The sequence below is a fragment of the Burkholderia sp. Ap-955 genome, assembly GCF_011753045.1.
Lineage (GTDB): Bacteria > Pseudomonadota > Gammaproteobacteria > Burkholderiales > Burkholderiaceae > Burkholderia > Burkholderia lata_D.
In genome coordinates this window covers 13,066-29,988 of the sequence record NZ_VWWH01000064.1, presented here as the reverse complement: position 1 = coordinate 29,988, position 16,923 = coordinate 13,066, and the positions used below count along the sequence as shown (strand labels likewise).

The following is a 16,923-nucleotide window of genomic DNA, read 5'->3' as shown; positions in this document are numbered from 1 at the left end:
ATTCCATTCCTCGTTCGCGGCTGCGCCGCATCGCTTCGCCGAGCCGTCGCTGAGCGGATTCCTCGATCCGCCGAAGAATCATCGAAAACGACATAGGAAGGAATGCTGATGAAAAGCTTGAAGAAACTGCACGTCCAGGTGTTGATCGGGCTCGCGTGCGCGATCGTGCTGGGCTTGCTGGCGCCAAAGACCGCGATCGCGATGAAGCCGTTCGGGCAGGGGTTCATCGCGCTGTTGAAGATGATGCTTGCTCCGATCATCTTCTGCACGCTGGTCCAGGGCATGGCACATGTCAAGGATCTCAGGATGCTGGGCCGAATGGGCGTGAAATCGCTCGTCTATTTCGAAGTGGTCAGCACGATCGCGATGGTGCTCGGCTTCGTGATGGTCAACGTGTTTCCGCCGGGCGCTGGCCTCCATGCCGCCAATATTGCCGAGAGCGCCGAAGCGCTGAAGACGACGTCGAACGCCGGCGAGATTTCCGCAGTCTCCTATTTGCTCAGCCTCATTCCGCATACGCTGGTCGATGCGTTCGCGAAAGGCGACATCGTGCAGGTCCTGATCATTTCGATCCTGGCCGGGCTCGCGTTGAACGTATCGGTCGGCGCCGATTCGGTTGTGCTGCGCGGTATCGACGAGGCGCAGAAGGTGCTGTTCAGGATGCTCGCGTTCATCATGCGTCTCGCGCCGCTCGGCGCGTTCGGCGCGATGGCGGCCGCGGTCGGAAGCTACGGCGGCGTTACGCTGCTGTATCTGTTCAAGGTCATCGTCCTCTACTACGCGACGTCCGCGATCTTCGTGTTCGGCGTGCTCAGCGCGATCAGTTGGTCGATCGGCTTGCCGTTCACCGGGATCATGCGCCTGATTCGCGACGAGCTTTTGCTGACGCTCGGTACCGCTTCGAGCGAGGTCGTGTTTCCGCGCCTCGTCGAGAAGATGAAGCGCGCCGGCTGCGACGAAGTCGTGGTCGGGTTCGTGCTGCCGGCCGGCTATAGCTTCAATCTCGACGGTACCGCCATCTACATGGCGATCGCGATCGGCTTCATCGCCCAGGCGACCGATACGCCGTTCTCGCTCTGGCAGCAGCTCGGCCTGCTCGCGATTCTGAGCCTGACGTCCAAGGGCGGCACGACCGTCGCCGGCGGTGCGTTCGTCAAGCTCGCGGCCACGCTGCAGTCGGTGCGCTCGCTGCCGCTCGCCGGGCTCGGCCTGCTGTTCGGCATCGACCGGATCATGGCAACCGCGACCGCACTCGTGAACGTGGTCGGCAACACGATGGCGGTATTCGCGATCGCCCGCTGGGAAGGCCTGTTCGATGCGGCGGCGTTCAACCGCGAAACCGGCCGCACGGCGCGACGTTCGATGCTGCGCTCGCGCACCGCGCCTGCAGAGGCACGGACCGAACAGTCCGGCACGCCCGCGGAAGCCAACTGAATTCTGTTGAGGTGACTTCATTCATGGAACGTATCTCCACGCTCGTCCCCGAGCACATGTCCGACGAGCAGCACCGGGTGTACGACGCAATCGCCAGCGGCCCCCGCAAAGGCGTACGAGGCCCGCTGGCCGTCTGGCTGCATCGCCCGAAGCTCGCCGGGTGCGCGCAGGCGCTCGGCCAGTACTGCCGCTATGACAGCAGCGTGCCGCCCCGGCTTTCCGAGCTGGTCATCCTGTCGATGGGGCGCCATTGGCTCGCCGAGTACGAATGGGCCGCGCACAAGCCGTTCGCACTGGAAGCAGGGCTCTCGATCGACGTGATCGATGCGATTCGCGACGGCGTAGAGCCGCCGTTCGCCCGGCACGACGAGAAACTCGTCCACGCGTTCGTCACGCAGCTGCATGAACGGCACGAGATCGACGACGCGTTGTACGCGGCGCTCGTCGACATGCTCGGCGAAGGCGCGGTCGTCGATCTCGTCGGCATCGCCGGCTACTACACGCTGATCTCGATGACGATCAAGGTCTTCAATGTGCCGCCGCCGGCGGGCGTGGCACCCGAACTTCCCGCAACACACGGTTGAATACACACACATCATGAACGACACATCCACCAATGAAGCGGGCGCAGGCCGCCTGCAAGGCAAGGTAGCGATCGTCACCGGCGCGGGCTGCGTCGGACCTGGCTGGGGTAACGGTCGTGCGGTGGCCGCGCTGTTCGCCGCCGCAGGCGCGAAGATCTTCGCCGTTGACATCAACATGGACGCGATGGCCGAAACGGTCCGTCGCGTCACCGAGATTGGCGGAGACATCACCGCGCATACGTGCGATGTCACGAACAGTACCGCCGTCGCGGCCATGGTCAAGGCATGCCGCGAAACCTACGGGCGAGTGGATATCCTCGTCAACAACGTCGGCGGTTCGTCCGCGGGCGGTCCGGTCTCGCTGTCCGAGGAAGCGTGGGACAAGCAGGTCGCATTCAACCTGAAGAGCGTCTACCTGACCTGCAAGCACGTGCTGCCGGTCATGGAGCAGCAGGGCGCCGGCGCGATCGTCAACACCGCGTCGACATCCGGTATCCGCTGGACCGGCTCTGCACAGGTTGCCTACGCCGCGTGCAAGGCCGGCGTGATCCAGCTGTCGAAGGTGGTGGCCGTCGAGTACGCGAAGAAGGGCATTCGCGTCAATACGGTCGTGCCGGGACAGCTGCATACGCCGATGGTCGAGGTGCGCCTGGCCGGGCAACGCTCCGGCGGCGATGTCGACAAGCTGCTCGAAAGCCGGCTCGCGCGCATTCCGCTCGGCTTCATGGGCGACGGTCGCGACACGGCGAACGCTGCGCTGTTCCTGGCCTCCGACGAAGCTCGCTTCATCACGGGTACGGAAATCGTCGTCGATGGCGGCATGACGGCACGGTGCGACTGATGATGCACGTTCAGCAGGTCCGCCCGGAAGGCCGCGTATGGGATTGCCACACGCACGTCTACGGGCCGTGGGACCAGTTTCCGGTGCCGGCCGACGCCGCCTACCTGCCAGAGGCGGCACCGATGTCGCGCTTGCTCGCGCTGCACGAACGGCTCGGCGTCACGCACGGCGTGATCGTCCAGGCCGCATGTTATCGGCACGATCACGCCGCATTGCTTGCCGCGATCGCTGCGACCGGCGGTGCCTATCGCGGTGTCGCGCTTGTCGACGACACGATGGATGACGGGGCGCTGCGCGCGCTTCACGAAGGCGGCGTACGTGGCATCCGGTTCAACTTCATGGGGCATCTTCCCGGCGAGCGCGATACGGACAAGCTGCTGCGCACCGCGGAGCGCGTCGCGGCGCTCGGCTGGCACGTGCTGTTGCACGGCCGGCTCGCCGAATTGCTGCGGGTGCTCGACACATGGTCCGGGGTCGACATTCCGATGGTGATCGACCATATGGCGCGCCCGTCGTTGCAAGCGCCCTGGGCCGACGATGAACGCGACGCGTTGATCGCGCACCTCGGCAACCCTTACCGCTGGATCAAGCTGTCCGGCGTGGATCGGTTCGCGGGCGGCGACGCGCGCGCGTGGCCGGATGCGCGACCGCTTGCTCGCCGGCTGCTCGATGCCGCGCCCGACCGGTCGATCTGGGGATCGGACTGGCCGCATCCGAACATCGAAGGTGCGGCCCCGGACGACTTCGCACTGTTGAGGTTCGTTCGCGACCTGTGCGACGACGACGCGCTTGCAGAGTCAGTGCTGACCGGCAACCCGCTGCGGCTCTACGGCTAAGCCGAAGCTGTCGGCGAATCGCCGTCAGGCGGAAAAACAGAAAACACATTCGACTTGCAGTGAACCTCAAGGAGGAGACATGAAGAAAAAATCGAACTGGCGGCCTTGCGTGACCGCCGCGGCATGGGTAGCGCTGTGCGCGGCGTCGTCGGGCGTGCATGCCGACGACATTCACGTACTGGCGACCGGTGCGTTGCATGGCGCGTTCGCGCAACTGGTGCCGATGTTCGAAAAATCGTCGGGACATCGTCTCGAGATTGCCTGGGGGCCGTCGTACGGCACATCGGCCGAGGCGTTGCCGATGCGACTGCGCAACGGCGAGAAGGTCGACATCTGCTTCATGATCAAACCGGCGCTTCAGCAGGAAGTCGACGCCGGCCGATTCGACCGGGCCACACTGTCGGACATTGCCGCCAGCGGAATCGGCGTCGCGGTACGCAAGGGTATCGCCGTGCCCGACGTCAGTACGGACGACGCGCTTCGTCGCGCGTTGCTCTCCGCCAAATCGGTAGCCTTCTCGGAAGGGGCGAGCGGCACCTACATTGTCGGCACGCTGTTCGAGCGGCTCGGCATCGCCGAACAGATGAAATCGAAAAGCGTGCTCATTCGCGGCAAGGAACTGGTCGGTACCGCACTCGCGCGCGGCGACGCCGAACTCGGGCTGCAGCAGATCAGCGAACTGAAGGTGACGCCGGGCATCGCCTTCGCGGGGCCGCTGCCTGCCGACGTACAGAAGACCAGCGTGATTTCGTCGGCGATCGCCATGAATGCGAAAGCCGTCGACGCGTCGCGTGCGTTCACGGCTTTCCTGAAGACGGCGCCCGCCGTGGCCGTTCTGCAGAAAACCGGCCTCGATTCGCTTTGAGGCGACGGTGCAAATCGACCCATGAGGAGACAATGAAAGCAAACCAGATTCTGACGCGGTTCGCGCTTGCCGCCGCACTGGCAACCTCGGTTGCCGCTTGCTCCACGCCCGCTGTCGACGCGAACGAGGTTCAACGCACGCTCGTCTCGAAGGGCGACGTCCAGGTCGAATTGCTCGCACAGGGTCGCGGCCCGGTGATCGTGATCCTGCCGTCACTCGCACGCGGCGCGGAGGATTACGACGAGGTCGCGCGCATGCTCGCGCACGACGGATTCCGTGTATTGCGGCCGCAGCCGAGAGGTATCGGCCGCAGCACGGGGCCGATGCGCGACCTCGACTTGCATGCGTTCGCATCCGATGTCGCACTCGTGCTCGATCATGAGCACACGGGGCCCGCCGTGATCGTCGGACATGCGTGGGGCAGTCAGCCCGCGCGCATGCTTGCGGTCGACCGCCCCGATCTCGTGCGCGGCCTCGTGATGGCCGCTGCGTCGGCGGGTAAGTTGCCGCCTGGCTCGTCCGAAAAGCCGTATGGCCGCCTGCGCGAGGCGATCGACGGCGCGGGCGATCCACGGGTGCCGGAGGCACAGCGGCTGACTTACCTCCGGCAGGCGTTCTTCGCACCGGGACACGATCCGAGCGCATGGCTGACCGGCTGGTATCCGGCGGTACACACGGCACAGGCACATGCGCGCAACGTGACGCCGATCGATGCGTATTTCGGCGGTGGCACGGTGCCGATGCTCGATCTGCAGGCGCAGTACGACGCTGTCGTCGTGCCGAACGTGTTCAAGCCGTGGCTGGGCGATCGTGTGAGCGTGCAGGTTGTCGCGAACGCCGGTCACGCGATGGCGCCCGAGCAGCCGCGTGCGATGAGCGATGCGATCGCAGCCTTCGCGCGCAAGGTCTACGGCGCGATCTGATCGGCAGCGATACGCGCCGGGAGAAGCGAGTGGATTCGTCAATCAATCAGGAGATTCGAAGCATGAAGGTATCGAAGCGCGGCATTGTCGCCGCATGCGTATTGTGGTGGGCGGCGTCCGCCTTTGCATCGTCCGGCGCGGCAGCGGTCGATCGAGAAATCGTCCGGCATGGCGATGTGCAGATCGACGTGATGCGCCAGGGTCAAGGCCCGCTGATCGTGATCCTGCCGTCGCTGGGACGGTCGGGCAGGGACTACGACGCCGTCGCCGCGCGGCTCGTGGCCGACGGCTTTCGCGTGCTGCGCCCGGAGCCGCGCGGCATCGGGCAAAGCAAGGGGCCGATGGAAAACCTGTCGGTCCATGATTTCGCGGCGGACGTCGCGACGGTGATCGAGAACGAGCATCGCGGTCCGGCCATCGTCGTTGGCCATGCATGGGGGAATTTCCCCGCGCGCATGCTGGCCGTCGATCGGCCCGATCTCGTTCGCGGTGTCGTGCTCGCGGCGGCGTCCGCGGGCAAGGTGCCGCCCGGTTCGACGGAAAAGCCGATCAGTGCTGAAATCAGGCAAGCGATCGACGGCGCCGGGGATCTGTCGCTGCCGGAAGCCACGCGGATCGAATACCTGAAGAAGGCATTCTTCGCACCGGGCAACGATCCGCGGGTCTGGCTCGACGGCTGGCATGCCGCCACGCACGACGCCGAATCGCATGCGCGCGAGACGACGCCGGTGGATGCGTACTTCGCGGCCGGCACCGTGCCGATCCTCGACCTGCAGGCCGAACACGATGCCGTCGCACCGCGCCGGTTCTCGAACGTGCTGAAGTCGATGCTCGGCGATCGCGTGACGATCGTGAGGATTCCGGATGCTGGTCACGCGCTGGCACCCGAGCAGCCGGCCGCAATGGCCGACGCCATCGCAGCGTTTGCGCGGAAGATCACGACCGCGCAATGAGGATCCGGGGAGGGCGGCTTGATGGAGCCGCGGTGCAGGATCGCGGGGAGTGCACAGTGCTCCCCCGCAAGCCTTCCACCGGACGTGTGGACCTATTCATTCCGGTTATAGGTTTCTATCGATAAAAGGTTTTGGTCAATCCCGGGAAAAGTGTTCACAGTGACTGGCACAAACAGGAGACGAGCTTGCACGATGCCCCGACGCAGCCGCGCGCCATGTTGATGGTCATGATGGAACCGCCGTCCGATCTCGAGGACGAGTTCAACGACTGGTACGACACGGAGCATTTCCCCCAGCGCCGATCGCTACCCGGATGCATCGCGGCTTCGCGATGGGTCTGTGTGCACGGGTGGCCACGCTGGATGGCGCTTTACGATCTGGTGAGCGTCGACGTGCTGCGAAGCGACGCGTATCGTTCGATGTCGGGCAGGCAATCGACGCCCTGGACACGCCGAATCCTGTCGCGCACGGTGGGCCGGCGCCGCGTCGTGGCCACGACGCTTGCCGAATCCACGGCGATCCAGCATGCCGGATGGGAAACGTCGCGGCTCGTCGTGATGGGCATTCCGGTCGAAACGCACAGCGACGCGCTGAATCTTGCCGATGGTCTGCAACGCCAACTGGCCTCGTCGAACGAGGTGCTTCAGCTTCGCGGATTTTTCGAATCACGCGTTCAGCCGACGCATGACGGCCCGTATCGAAGCGCAGTTCCGGAAGGTATCGCATGGTTCATTTCGGCGCTCGCTGCGCCCGTGGAGCACGCTCTCCTCGACGCGACGCGCGAGAGCACAGCCGGCCACTCTTTGATGGTATTCAACGTCTACATGCCATACCTGCGTGATTCCGGCCTGTCAGCCGACCCGTAAATGCAGATGGGGCTTGTCGATCTGCGTCAGTTCGACACCAAAAATCGGACTCCGAACTGAAAATCAAGGCTAGATCGTTCGTCTCGATCGCCTCGACTGGACACGCGCAATCTCGCGCTCGACTACGTACGTACACATGCTGGGTTCGCCACACGCGCGCGCCGGACGATGCGTTCTCCGGTTCGATACCCGTACCTTTCGCCTACCCTCAAGGAATCTGTCGACATGACCATGATTTCTCCGAACGCCTCGGGGCATTCACTCAGATTTTCTCCACCGCCGCTGGCGGAACCGCGTCGCCCGGTCGTGCGCCTGCCGGCAAACAGCTGCGACGCGCATTGCCATGTGTTCGGGCCGTTCGACCGCTATCCACTGCCCGACGATCGCAGTTTCGATCCGTCCGCGGCACCCGAAACGACGTTGCGACGACTGCATGAGCGCCTAGGCTTCTCGCGCGCCGTGATCGTGCAGAGCCAGGGCCACGGGTTCGATCATCGGCCGATGATCGATGCATTACGCGACGGAGCAGGGCGTTACAAGGGTGTCGCGCTCGTCAGGCCGAGCGACTCCGATGCGCTCCTCGCGCGGTACGACGCGAATGGGGTGTGCGGCGCACGGTTCAACTTCCTTGCGCATCTCGGCGGCCGTCCGGATCTCAATGCGGTCAGGACGGTCGCCGCACGTATCCGGCCGCTCGGCTGGCATCTGGCGATTCACGTGTCCGGGCAGGACATCATCGAATATTCCCCGTTCATCCGTTCGCTCGACATGTCGGTGGTCATCGATCACATGGCGCGGCTCGATATCGACGAGGGGGCGGACAGCCCGTCGGTGCGTGCGCTGTGTGCGTTGCTCGATACCGGAAAGGTGTGGGTCAAGTTGTCGGGCGCGGACCGCATGTCGAAAGCCGGGGCGCCGTTCGAGGACGCGCTGCCTGTCGCACGCCGTTTTGCCGAACATGCGCCCGAGCGCGTTCTGTGGGGCAGCGACTGGCCGCATGTCAACCTGAGCCATCCGATGCCGAACGACGGCGATCTGGTCGATCTGATCGCACGGATCGTGCCGGACGAGACGCGTCGCATCCAGATGCTCGTCGACAATCCCGCTCACTTCTTCGGATTCAGGTGAACCCATGGCATCGACGCTCTCCGTTTCGCGCGACCAGCCGGATGCAACGCAGGACGCCGCGCTTCAGCGCGCGCTGCGCAAGAACCTGGTTCGTCTCGTCCCGCTGCTGGCGATCGGCTACTTCTTCAATTACATCGATCGCACCAACATCGGCTTCGCGGCGCTGACGATGAACCGCGATCTCGGCCTGACCGGTAGCCAGTTCGGTATGGCGGCGGGGCTGTTTTTTGTCGGCTACTGCGTGCTCGAGGTGCCGAGCAATCTCGCGCTCTATCGGTTCGGGGCGCGGCGCTGGCTGGCCCGCATCATGATCAGCTGGGGGTTGCTGTCTGCCGCCTGTGCGTTCACCCAGGGGCCGACCAGCTTCTACGTCCTTCGCGTGCTGACCGGCGCGGCCGAAGCGGGTTTCTTTCCGGGCGTGCTGTTTTACCTGTCTTGCTGGTTTCCGAAAGCGTGGCGCGTGCGCGTGCTCGCGTGGTTTCTCGTCGCGATTCCATTGTCGTCGGTCGTGGGCGGTGTGCTGGCGGCATTCATCATGCAATTGGACGGCGCAGCAGGGCTCAAGGGCTGGCAATGGCTGTTCGTCGTCGAAGGGCTACCTGCCTGTCTGCTCGGCCTGCTGACCCTGTGGTTCCTGCGCGACCGTCCCGAGCAGGCCGACTGGCTGACGCGGGAGGAATCCGCGGCGCTCTCCGGGGTCCTTGCCCGGGAATCGGCCGAACTGCCGAAAAGGAATTTCGGCGCGGTGCTCCGCGACACGAGGGTCTGGATCATGGTCGGCATTCTCTTCTGCTACTGGATCGGCATCAACGGCATTGCAATCTGGCTACCGCTGATGCTCAAGGGACACGGACTATCGACGTTCTCGGTGGGGCTGCTGTCAGGTGTGCCGTATCTCGTCGCGGCGGTCGTCATGATTGTGTGGGCTAGGTTGATGGAGCGTCACGGCAGGCACCTGCTGCATCTCGCGCTGGCGTGCGTCGTCTCCGCGGCAGGGCTGATATTCGCCGTCGTTTTTTCGTCGCTGCTACCGGCGCTCGTCGGCATGGTGTTCGCGGTGATCGGGTTGAGCGCAGCGCGGCCGGCGTTCTACAGCCTGCCGTCGCGGTATCTGACCGGGATCGCGGCGGCGGGTGGGATGGCGTTCATCAACTCGATGGGCAGCCTCGGCGGGTACGTCGGCCCGTGGATGGTCGGCGTGCTCAAGGACACGACGCATTCGTATGCACCAGGAATGCTGGCGATGTCGGTGTCGCTCGCGCTCGCCGCGCTTTTGACATGGGGTCTTGCCGTCTATACGCGACATGAATTGCCCGGCGAGGCGAATGGCAACTGATGGGTGTCCGGATGAGCGTTACTTCGTGCAATTTTTTCCATCCGACTGGAACCGGGCAGCCAGCCGTTCAAGCTGCCGTCGACTGATCCCGAGCCGCTCCGCGGCTCGCCAAGGCATCAGACGCTGCTCGATCACGGCTTCCACGACCTTCAGACGATCCAGCTCCTGCATTGCTCATGGTGATCAGTCCAGGTTGGCCCACGATGCGCTCCGGCAGTTCGAACCGCCGCCAGCATGCGCCGAAACCCTCGAGCTACGACATTTCAACTTTGCCCAGATGCGACACTTCTACTTAGCTCGCGATTTTTCCGCTGATAATGTTGATTATGTCAAATACGATATTTGAGCCCCAAACCTCGCGGCAAGCAGCCTCCAACCGACCGCTGCCGCACTTTTGAGCGACTTCGAAACGCTCAGGCGACCGGATTCAACCACTCGGTCAGCCCTTCACGCGCGTTCAACTCGATGAACGTCGGCAACGCGCGAAGCGCGTGGATATAGCGCCCCAGATTCACCCAGGTCGTTGCCGGGCGCGGCATGTTGCGCGTCCAGCGCATGAGCATCAGCGCCAGGAAGTCGACCGTGCTCAACCGATCGTTGATCAAATACGAACGGCCATCGGACAGCAGATCGTCGAGACGCGCCATCGACGCCTCGACTTGCCCCTGCGAAAACGCCTTCACCATTTCAGCGCATTGCGGATCGCCATCCGTCTCCGCATAAAACCAGTTTCGCATTGCCGGCAAGACGGAATTGGCGAGATAGATCATCATCTCGAACCACTCGGCACGTTCAGGCGAGCCCGGATTCGGAGCCAGGCGCGGCTCCGGATGACGTTCGGCGAGCAGCATCAGCAACGCGGCAGATTCGGTCCGCGGTACGCCGTCGACGACCAGCGTCGGCACTCGGCCCGCGGGATTCAACCGCAGGTACTCGGGCGTATGCTGCGCCCCCGTGTCGATATCGACGAGGCGCGTTTCGAACGGCACGCCGAGTTCGATCAACATCCAGTGCACGGCCATGCTTGCCGCGCCGGGCGAGTAATACAGAACGTAGGACATGGTCTGAATTCGTCTCCTTGAATTGAAATGTGTGTAAACCGTCTGCACGGCAATCGCATTTAATCAACACAACGCTCGACAATCACCTGTCGAAGCGACCTCATTCCCCCACCACCTCCGCCTGCCGATCATCCCGCTTCGCCACCGCCACCCGCCTGCCGCGTCGCCCGACCGACGCCACGACCCGAAACGCCACCGGCGCGAACACGAGCCCGAACACCGTCGCCGCCAGCACACCGCCGAACGCGCCCGTGCCGATCGACCTTCGGCTTTCCGCCCCCGCGCCCGTCGCCAGCACCAGCGGCACGACGCCCAGCAAGAACGCCATCGACGTCATCACGATCGGCCGGAATCGCGCGGCGGCCGCATCGACCACCGCCTGCCGCAACGGCACGCCGTGCCCGGCGAGATCGCGCGCGTACTGCACGATCAGGATCGCGTTCTTCGCGGCCAGCCCGACCACTGTGATCATCCCGACCTTGAAATACACGTCGTTCGGCATCCCGCGCGCAAGCGCCGCCGCGATCGCCCCCATCATGCCGAGCGGCACGATCGTCAGCACGGACAGCGGAATCGACCAGCTTTCGTACAGCGCGGCCAGCGCCATGAAAACCGCGAGCACCGACAACCCGACGAGCAGCGGCGTCTGCCGCGCGGCGACCTGCTCCTCGCGCGCCGCATCGACCCAGTCGAAGCCGATCCCGGCCGGCAGCGCAGCGGCAAGCCGCTCCATCTCGGCCATCGCCGCGCCCGAACTCGTGCCGGTCGCCGCCCGGCCACTGATGTCGAGCGACGGATAGCCGTTGTACCGGTTCAGCATCACCGGCCCGATCGTCCAGTGCGGCGCGGCAATGGCCGACAGCGGCACCATGTCGCCGGTGCGGTTCGGCACGGTCAGCGCCATCAGCTGCGTATCGGTCGCGCGTGCGACCGGATCGGCCTCGATGATCACCCGCCGCATCCGGCCCGACGCCGGAAAGTCGTTGATGTAGTTCGAGCCGAACGTGCCGCCCAGCAGGCCCGCGATCCGCTCGAACGGCACGCCGAGCGCATACGCCTTCGCGCGATCGACATCGAGCTCGATACGCGGCGCGTCCGGCAGGTCTTCGAAATGCACGGCCGAGAGCAACGGACTCGCTTTCGCGCGCTCGGCAAGCTGCTCGCGGGCCGCTTTCAACGCGTCGAGCCCGACCCCGCCGCGATCCTCGAGCCGGAACGTGAAACCGTCGGAATGCCCGATGCCGCGCACCGAAGGCGGCAGCGCCGCCTCGACGTCGCCGTCGAGGATCGCACTGAACCGCCCGTTGAGCCGGTCGCGCAACGCCATTGCATCGACGTCGCGCTTCGCCCAGTCCTTCAGTTCCACGAACGCCATCCCGACGTTCTGCCCGCTGCCGACGAAACTCCAGCCGATCACGCTCGTCACGTTCGCAATCGCCGGCTCCCCGTGCAGGATGGCCTCCACCCGCTCGACGACCGCGAGCGTGCGCGCCTGCGTGGCGCCGGCCGGCAACTGGATCATCACCTGCAGTTGGCCCTGGTCCTCGGTCGGCAGGAAGCCGCCCGGCATCATCCAGTACAGCAGCCCGCATCCGATCACGAGCACCGCATAGACGGCCACGACCATGCCGGTGCGGCGCACGGCAAACACGGCGACGCGGCGATAACCGGTTTCGGCGCGCGCGAAAGCCGCACCGAAGCGGTCGGCCAGGCGCGCGCCGATGCCGCGTCGGCGCGCACGGCCGGCGCCGCCATCGTGTCGCGCGACCGGCTTCAACAGGTTCGCGCACAGCGCGGGCGTGAGCGACAGCGCCATGAACGACGACACCAGCATCGACGCGATCATCGCGACCGCGAACTGCCGGTAGATGCCGCCGACGCTGCCCGGGAAAAACGCCATCGGCACGAACACGGCGGTCAGCACCGCCGTCACGCCGACGATCGCCCCGCCGATCCGCTTCATGGCCCGGCGCGTGGCGTCGCGCGGCGACACGCCCTCCTCCATCACGCGATGCACGCTCTCGACGACGACGATCGCATCGTCGACCAGGATGCCGATCGCCAGCACGAGGCCGAACATCGTGAACACGTTGATCGACAGCCCGAACGCCCACATCGCGACGAACGCGCCCATCAACGTGACCGGAATCACGACGGTCGGCACCAGCGTGTAGCGCAGGTCGCGCAGGAACAGCCACATCACGCAGAACACCAGCACGACAGCCTCGACGAGCGTCAGCACGACTTCGTGGATCGCGATCTTGACGAAGTGCGCGCCGTCGAACGGAATCTCGACCGCCACGCCCGGCGGCAGCGTCCGCGACAGCTCGGCGAGCCGTGCGCGGATCGCATTCGACGTTTCGAGCGCGTTGCCGCGCGGGCCGAGCTGGATGCCGACCGTCGCGGCCGGCCGGCCGTTCAGCCGCGAATAGAACGAATAGTCGTCGCGGCCGATCTCGACGCGCGCGACATCGCCCACGCGCACCACCGAGCCGTCCTGTTTCGACTTCAGCACGATCCGGCCGAACTCCTCGGGCGACGTGAGCTGGCCCTTGACGACGACCGTCGCGGTGAGCTGCTGGCCGCGCACGAACGGCGCATCGCCGATCGCGCCGGCCGTGACCGTCGCGTTCTGCGCGCTGATCGCCGTGATCACGTCGTCGGCGCCGAGGTCGTATTCGCGCAACTTGACCGGATCGAGCCAGACCCGCAGCGCCTCGTCGGCATCCCACAGCTCGGCCGCGCCCACCCCCGGCGCACGCTTCAGCTCGCGCAGCACGTAGCGGTTCAGGTAATCGCCGAGCTGCGCGGAATCGCGCGTGCCGTCGGTCGACGTCAGCGTGACGAGCATCAGGAACGTGTTCGCCGCCTTGAACACGCCGATCCCCTGCTGGACGACCTGCTGCGGCAGCCGCGGCTCGACCTGCTTCAACCGGTTGTTGACGTCGACGAGCGCGATGTCCGGATCGGTGCTCGGCGAAAACGTCACGTCGATCTCGAGGTTGCCGTGGCCGTCGCTGCTCGTCTCGTAGTACAGCAGCCCGTCGGCGCCGTCGAGGCTTTCCTCGATGATGCTGCCGACATCGGCATCGACCGTCTCGGTCGACGCGCCCGGATAGGACGCGGTGATCACAACCCGCGGCGGCGCCAGGCGCGGATACTGCGCGATCGGCAGTTGAGGAATGGCCAGCACGCCCGCGACGACGATCGCGAGTGCGACGATCCACGCAAAGACGGGACGGTCGATGAAGAATGACGGCATCGGCGAGGGTCGTCGAACGCGCTACAGCGTGAGCTCGAACGAACGCGCGAGCAGCCCCGGCAGCTGCGCGCCTCCGGTGGCGCGCTCGCCGTACGTGTCGTCGTTCGCGAGCAGCGCCGGCACCGCGCCGAGCTGCTCGAGCTCCGACCCGAACAGACGGTAGAAGCTGTCGTCGAACCGCATCGCGTCGACCGGCGCGACGATGCGCCCGCCTTCGACCCAGAACGTCGCGAACCGCGTCATCCCCGTCATTCGGCACGCGATCGGGTCCGAGAAGTTCAGGTACCAGAGGTTGCCGACGTAGAGCCCCGTGTCGAGCGCGGCCAGCACGTCGGCGTCGGCGAGCGTGCCGCCCGCGATCGTCAGCGACTGCGGCGCTTCGGCGTTGTCCGCGCCGTTCGGCATGCCCCCTTGCTCGCGCGCGGTGCGTGCGCAGACGAGCTGCCCGGCGCCCCGCCCTTCGACGACGAGCGGCACGCTGTCGCGCCGGTAGCCGTCCGCGTTGAACGCCGGCGCGATGCCCAGCGAGAAATCCTCGGTGATCGACACGCGCGGATCGAGCGCGACTTCGCCGGCATACAGGCGATGCAGCGGGCTGCGGGCGCTCGCCACCGCGCGCGCCGAAAAGCCGCTCCAGCCGAGCAGGCTCGTCATCTCGTGAATGGCGTCCGGCGCGAAATACGCGCGATAGCGCCCGGGCGCAAGCGCCTTCGGCGTGCGGCCGAGCACGGGCAGCCGCGCGGCGGCCGCGTCGACCTTGGCCGCGAACGCCGCATCGCGCCAATCGTCGCCCGCATAGACGGTCTTGATCGCGCGGCCGCTCGGGTCGTACAGCGACCAGCTGAAGTTGAAATTCTCGACCTCGTACCAGCCGCGGCTGCCGGTCGACGACGCGAAGCCGCGCGCCAGCGTGCCGCCCGCGTAAAAGCCGACGAAGTCGAGCCCGCGCGCGCATTCGGCCACGATTCGCGCGAGCCCGTCGGCATCCGGCAGGCGCCCGGTGCGGCGCGTTTCCTGCACCCACGACGAGGTATCGAACAGCAGGTGCGGATCGTCCTGCGCATCGCGCAGGCCGTCGCGCAGCATGGCCAGCGCGTCCACCAGTTCGCGCAGGTCGGCCGCCGGATCGCCGCAGACGGTCAGCGCCGAGTGCGCCTGCCGCGCCCCGTCGATGAGCCGCACGGACAGCCGCCCTTGCGTGACGCGCCCGGTCTGGCGAATCCTGCCGCCATTGAAACGGATGAAGTCGGACGTTTCGCCGGAGAAGCCGAGCAGCACGGTTTCGGCCGGTGTCGTCAGCCGTTGCGCGTCGTCGGCGAGCCGGGCGAAATACGCATGCCAGTCGATTCCGGCGCGGCGTGGCATCGGATCGAATCCCGTCATCATGCGCCTCCGAAGACGTCGACGCCGGCGAACACGCAGGCCGGCGCGGCGTGGCCGACACGGATGATCTGCGCAGGCTCGCCCTTCCCGCAGTATGGCGTGCCGTAGATGCCGAACGTGCTCGCATCGCCGACCGCGCGCAGGCTGCGCCAGAACTGGGCGGAGATGCCGCGATAGTTCGGGCGCTTGACGACCTGCGTGAGCCGGCCGTTCTCGATCAGTTGCCCGAATTCGCAGCCGAACTGGAATTTGTTGCGGTGGTCGTCGATCGACCAGGACGTGTTGGTGCGCATCAGGATCCCGTGCTCGGTGCCCGCGATCAGCGCATCGAGCGACTGGTCGCCGGGTTCGACGTTCAGGTTCGCCATCCGGTCGATCGGCGCGCGATTCCAGCTCGACGCGCGCGAGTTGGCCACGCCCGGCAGGCCCGCGCGCTGCTGCGACAACGCCCCGCCGAGCAGCCGTTCGAGCACGCCATTGCGAATCAGGTACTGCTTGCGCGCCGGCGTGCCGTCGTCGTCGAATGCGTAGGACGCGGCTTCGGCCGTCGGCTCCGGATCGAACGTGACGTTCAGCAGCGGCGAGCCATATTGATAGTGGCCGACCATCTCCGGCCTGACGAAGCTCGAACCGGCGAAGTTGCGCTCGTCGCCGAGAATCCGGTCGAGTTCGAGCGGATGGCCGATCGACTCGTGGATCTGCAGCATCATCTGGTCCGGCATCAGCAGCAGGTCGCGCCGGCCGGTCGGGCAGTTCGGCGCGGCGAGCAACTGCAGCGCCTCGTCGGCGACGCGCGCGCCGGCGCCGTCGAAGCCGTAGCGTGCCAGCACGTCGATGCCGCCCTGCGCCAGCGTGCCCGATTGACCGAGCGAGCGCGTCTGCGTGTCGCCGTCGCCATGGGCGACGGCTTGCAGCTCGGGCATCAGGAAGCGGAAGCGCTGGTCGATCCGCACGCCGTCGCTCGTCACGTAACTTTGCTCGGTGTGCACGATCATGACGCTCGCCGAACGCTCGACGATGCGCGCGCCGAGGTTCGCCGCCGCGCATTCGTGCGCGAGACGCTCGATCCATTCCGCGCGCGATGGCAGCGCCGCATCGACATCGGGCGACGCATAGGTGCCGCTCGCCTGCGGGCGCGCGGCCTGGCGATGATCGACCAGCGCCCACGGCGCGCTGGCACGGGCCCGCGCGGTCGCGATGTCGAGCGCCGCCTGCAGCCCGGCCGGGGACAGGTCGGGCGTCGCCGCATAGCCCGCGCCGGTGCCGGCCCACGCCGTCAGCATCGCGCCGCGCTCGCGCGTGCGCGAAAACGGCTGCGCGACGTCGTTGCGCACCGCATGTTCGTCGATCGTCTCGTCGACGATGCGCAGCGACCAGAAATCGGCGTCGCTGCGCAACGCCTGTGCTGCCTGCACGGCTCGGGCGCCCGGCGCCCGGTTCTCGTCAATCAT

The 16,923-nt window shown here is 66.1% G+C and carries 15 protein-coding genes; 10 read left to right on the top strand and 5 right to left on the bottom strand.

All coding sequences use genetic code 11. From position 1 onward, the window contains the following. Nucleotides 1–108: 108 nt before the first annotated feature. From F3J15_RS26750 to F3J15_RS26705, 10 genes are all read left to right on the top strand, one after another. On the top strand, nucleotides 109–1,434 hold the full coding sequence (locus F3J15_RS26750; protein WP_166895007.1) for a cation:dicarboxylase symporter family transporter: 1,326 nt from the start codon (nucleotides 109–111) through the stop codon (nucleotides 1,432–1,434). Nucleotides 1,435–1,457: 23 nt separating this feature from the next. Beyond that, nucleotides 1,458–2,018 (top strand): carboxymuconolactone decarboxylase family protein, encoded by a 561-nt coding sequence (locus tag F3J15_RS26745; RefSeq protein ID WP_166895005.1) that lies wholly within the window; start codon nucleotides 1,458–1,460, stop codon nucleotides 2,016–2,018. 13 nt (nucleotides 2,019–2,031) lie between these two features. Continuing rightward, nucleotides 2,032–2,859, top strand: coding sequence for an SDR family NAD(P)-dependent oxidoreductase (locus F3J15_RS26740; protein WP_166895003.1), 828 nt, complete (start codon nucleotides 2,032–2,034; stop codon nucleotides 2,857–2,859). Continuing rightward, entirely contained in the window at nucleotides 2,859–3,695 is an 837-nt protein-coding gene (locus tag F3J15_RS26735; RefSeq protein ID WP_240159088.1) for an amidohydrolase family protein, read from the top strand. The genes F3J15_RS26740 and F3J15_RS26735 overlap by 1 nt, the downstream gene beginning before the upstream one ends. Before the next feature lie 79 nt (nucleotides 3,696–3,774). Continuing rightward, nucleotides 3,775–4,560 carry a substrate-binding domain-containing protein gene (locus F3J15_RS26730; protein ID WP_166895001.1) on the top strand — a complete coding sequence of 262 codons (786 nt, stop codon included), beginning with the start codon at nucleotides 3,775–3,777 and terminating at the stop codon, nucleotides 4,558–4,560. A gap of 32 nt (nucleotides 4,561–4,592) precedes the next feature. Continuing rightward, nucleotides 4,593–5,483: an alpha/beta fold hydrolase gene (locus F3J15_RS26725; protein ID WP_166894999.1), complete on the top strand. Its 891-nt coding sequence runs from the start codon at nucleotides 4,593–4,595 to the stop codon at nucleotides 5,481–5,483. 62 nt (nucleotides 5,484–5,545) lie between these two features. Next, complete coding sequence (locus F3J15_RS26720; protein ID WP_166894997.1) at nucleotides 5,546–6,436, top strand: alpha/beta hydrolase; 891 nt, start codon at nucleotides 5,546–5,548, stop codon at nucleotides 6,434–6,436. A 185-nt stretch (nucleotides 6,437–6,621) separates the two neighbouring features. Further along, entirely contained in the window at nucleotides 6,622–7,302 is a 681-nt protein-coding gene (locus F3J15_RS26715; protein ID WP_166894995.1) for a hypothetical protein, read from the top strand. Between the two features lie 231 nt (nucleotides 7,303–7,533). After that, on the top strand, nucleotides 7,534–8,430 hold the full coding sequence (locus tag F3J15_RS26710; protein ID WP_166895023.1) for an amidohydrolase family protein: 897 nt from the start codon (nucleotides 7,534–7,536) through the stop codon (nucleotides 8,428–8,430). Between the two features lie 4 nt (nucleotides 8,431–8,434). Beyond that, nucleotides 8,435–9,766, top strand: coding sequence for an MFS transporter (locus tag F3J15_RS26705; protein ID WP_166894993.1), 1,332 nt, complete (start codon nucleotides 8,435–8,437; stop codon nucleotides 9,764–9,766). A gap of 18 nt (nucleotides 9,767–9,784) precedes the next feature. Here the strand turns inward: F3J15_RS26705 and F3J15_RS37875 are convergent, their stop codons facing one another. The 5 genes from F3J15_RS37875 to F3J15_RS26680 form a co-directional block, all read right to left on the bottom strand. Next, nucleotides 9,785–9,883, bottom strand: a complete 99-nt coding sequence (locus F3J15_RS37875; protein ID WP_240159092.1) for a hypothetical protein — start codon at nucleotides 9,881–9,883, stop codon at nucleotides 9,785–9,787. Between the two features lie 296 nt (nucleotides 9,884–10,179). Next, nucleotides 10,180–10,827: a glutathione S-transferase gene (locus F3J15_RS26695; protein ID WP_166894991.1), complete on the bottom strand. Its 648-nt coding sequence runs from the start codon at nucleotides 10,825–10,827 to the stop codon at nucleotides 10,180–10,182. A 100-nt stretch (nucleotides 10,828–10,927) separates the two neighbouring features. Then, nucleotides 10,928–14,089 carry a multidrug efflux RND transporter permease subunit gene (locus F3J15_RS26690; protein ID WP_166894989.1) on the bottom strand — a complete coding sequence of 1,054 codons (3,162 nt, stop codon included), beginning with the start codon at nucleotides 14,087–14,089 and terminating at the stop codon, nucleotides 10,928–10,930. Between the two features lie 21 nt (nucleotides 14,090–14,110). Then, a complete protein-coding gene (locus F3J15_RS26685) occupies nucleotides 14,111–15,472 on the bottom strand; it encodes a metallopeptidase TldD-related protein (RefSeq protein ID WP_166894987.1) in 1,362 nt (453 codons plus the stop codon). Continuing rightward, complete coding sequence (locus F3J15_RS26680) at nucleotides 15,472–16,923, bottom strand: TldD/PmbA family protein (RefSeq protein ID WP_089445694.1); 1,452 nt, start codon at nucleotides 16,921–16,923, stop codon at nucleotides 15,472–15,474. The genes F3J15_RS26685 and F3J15_RS26680 overlap by 1 nt, the downstream gene beginning before the upstream one ends.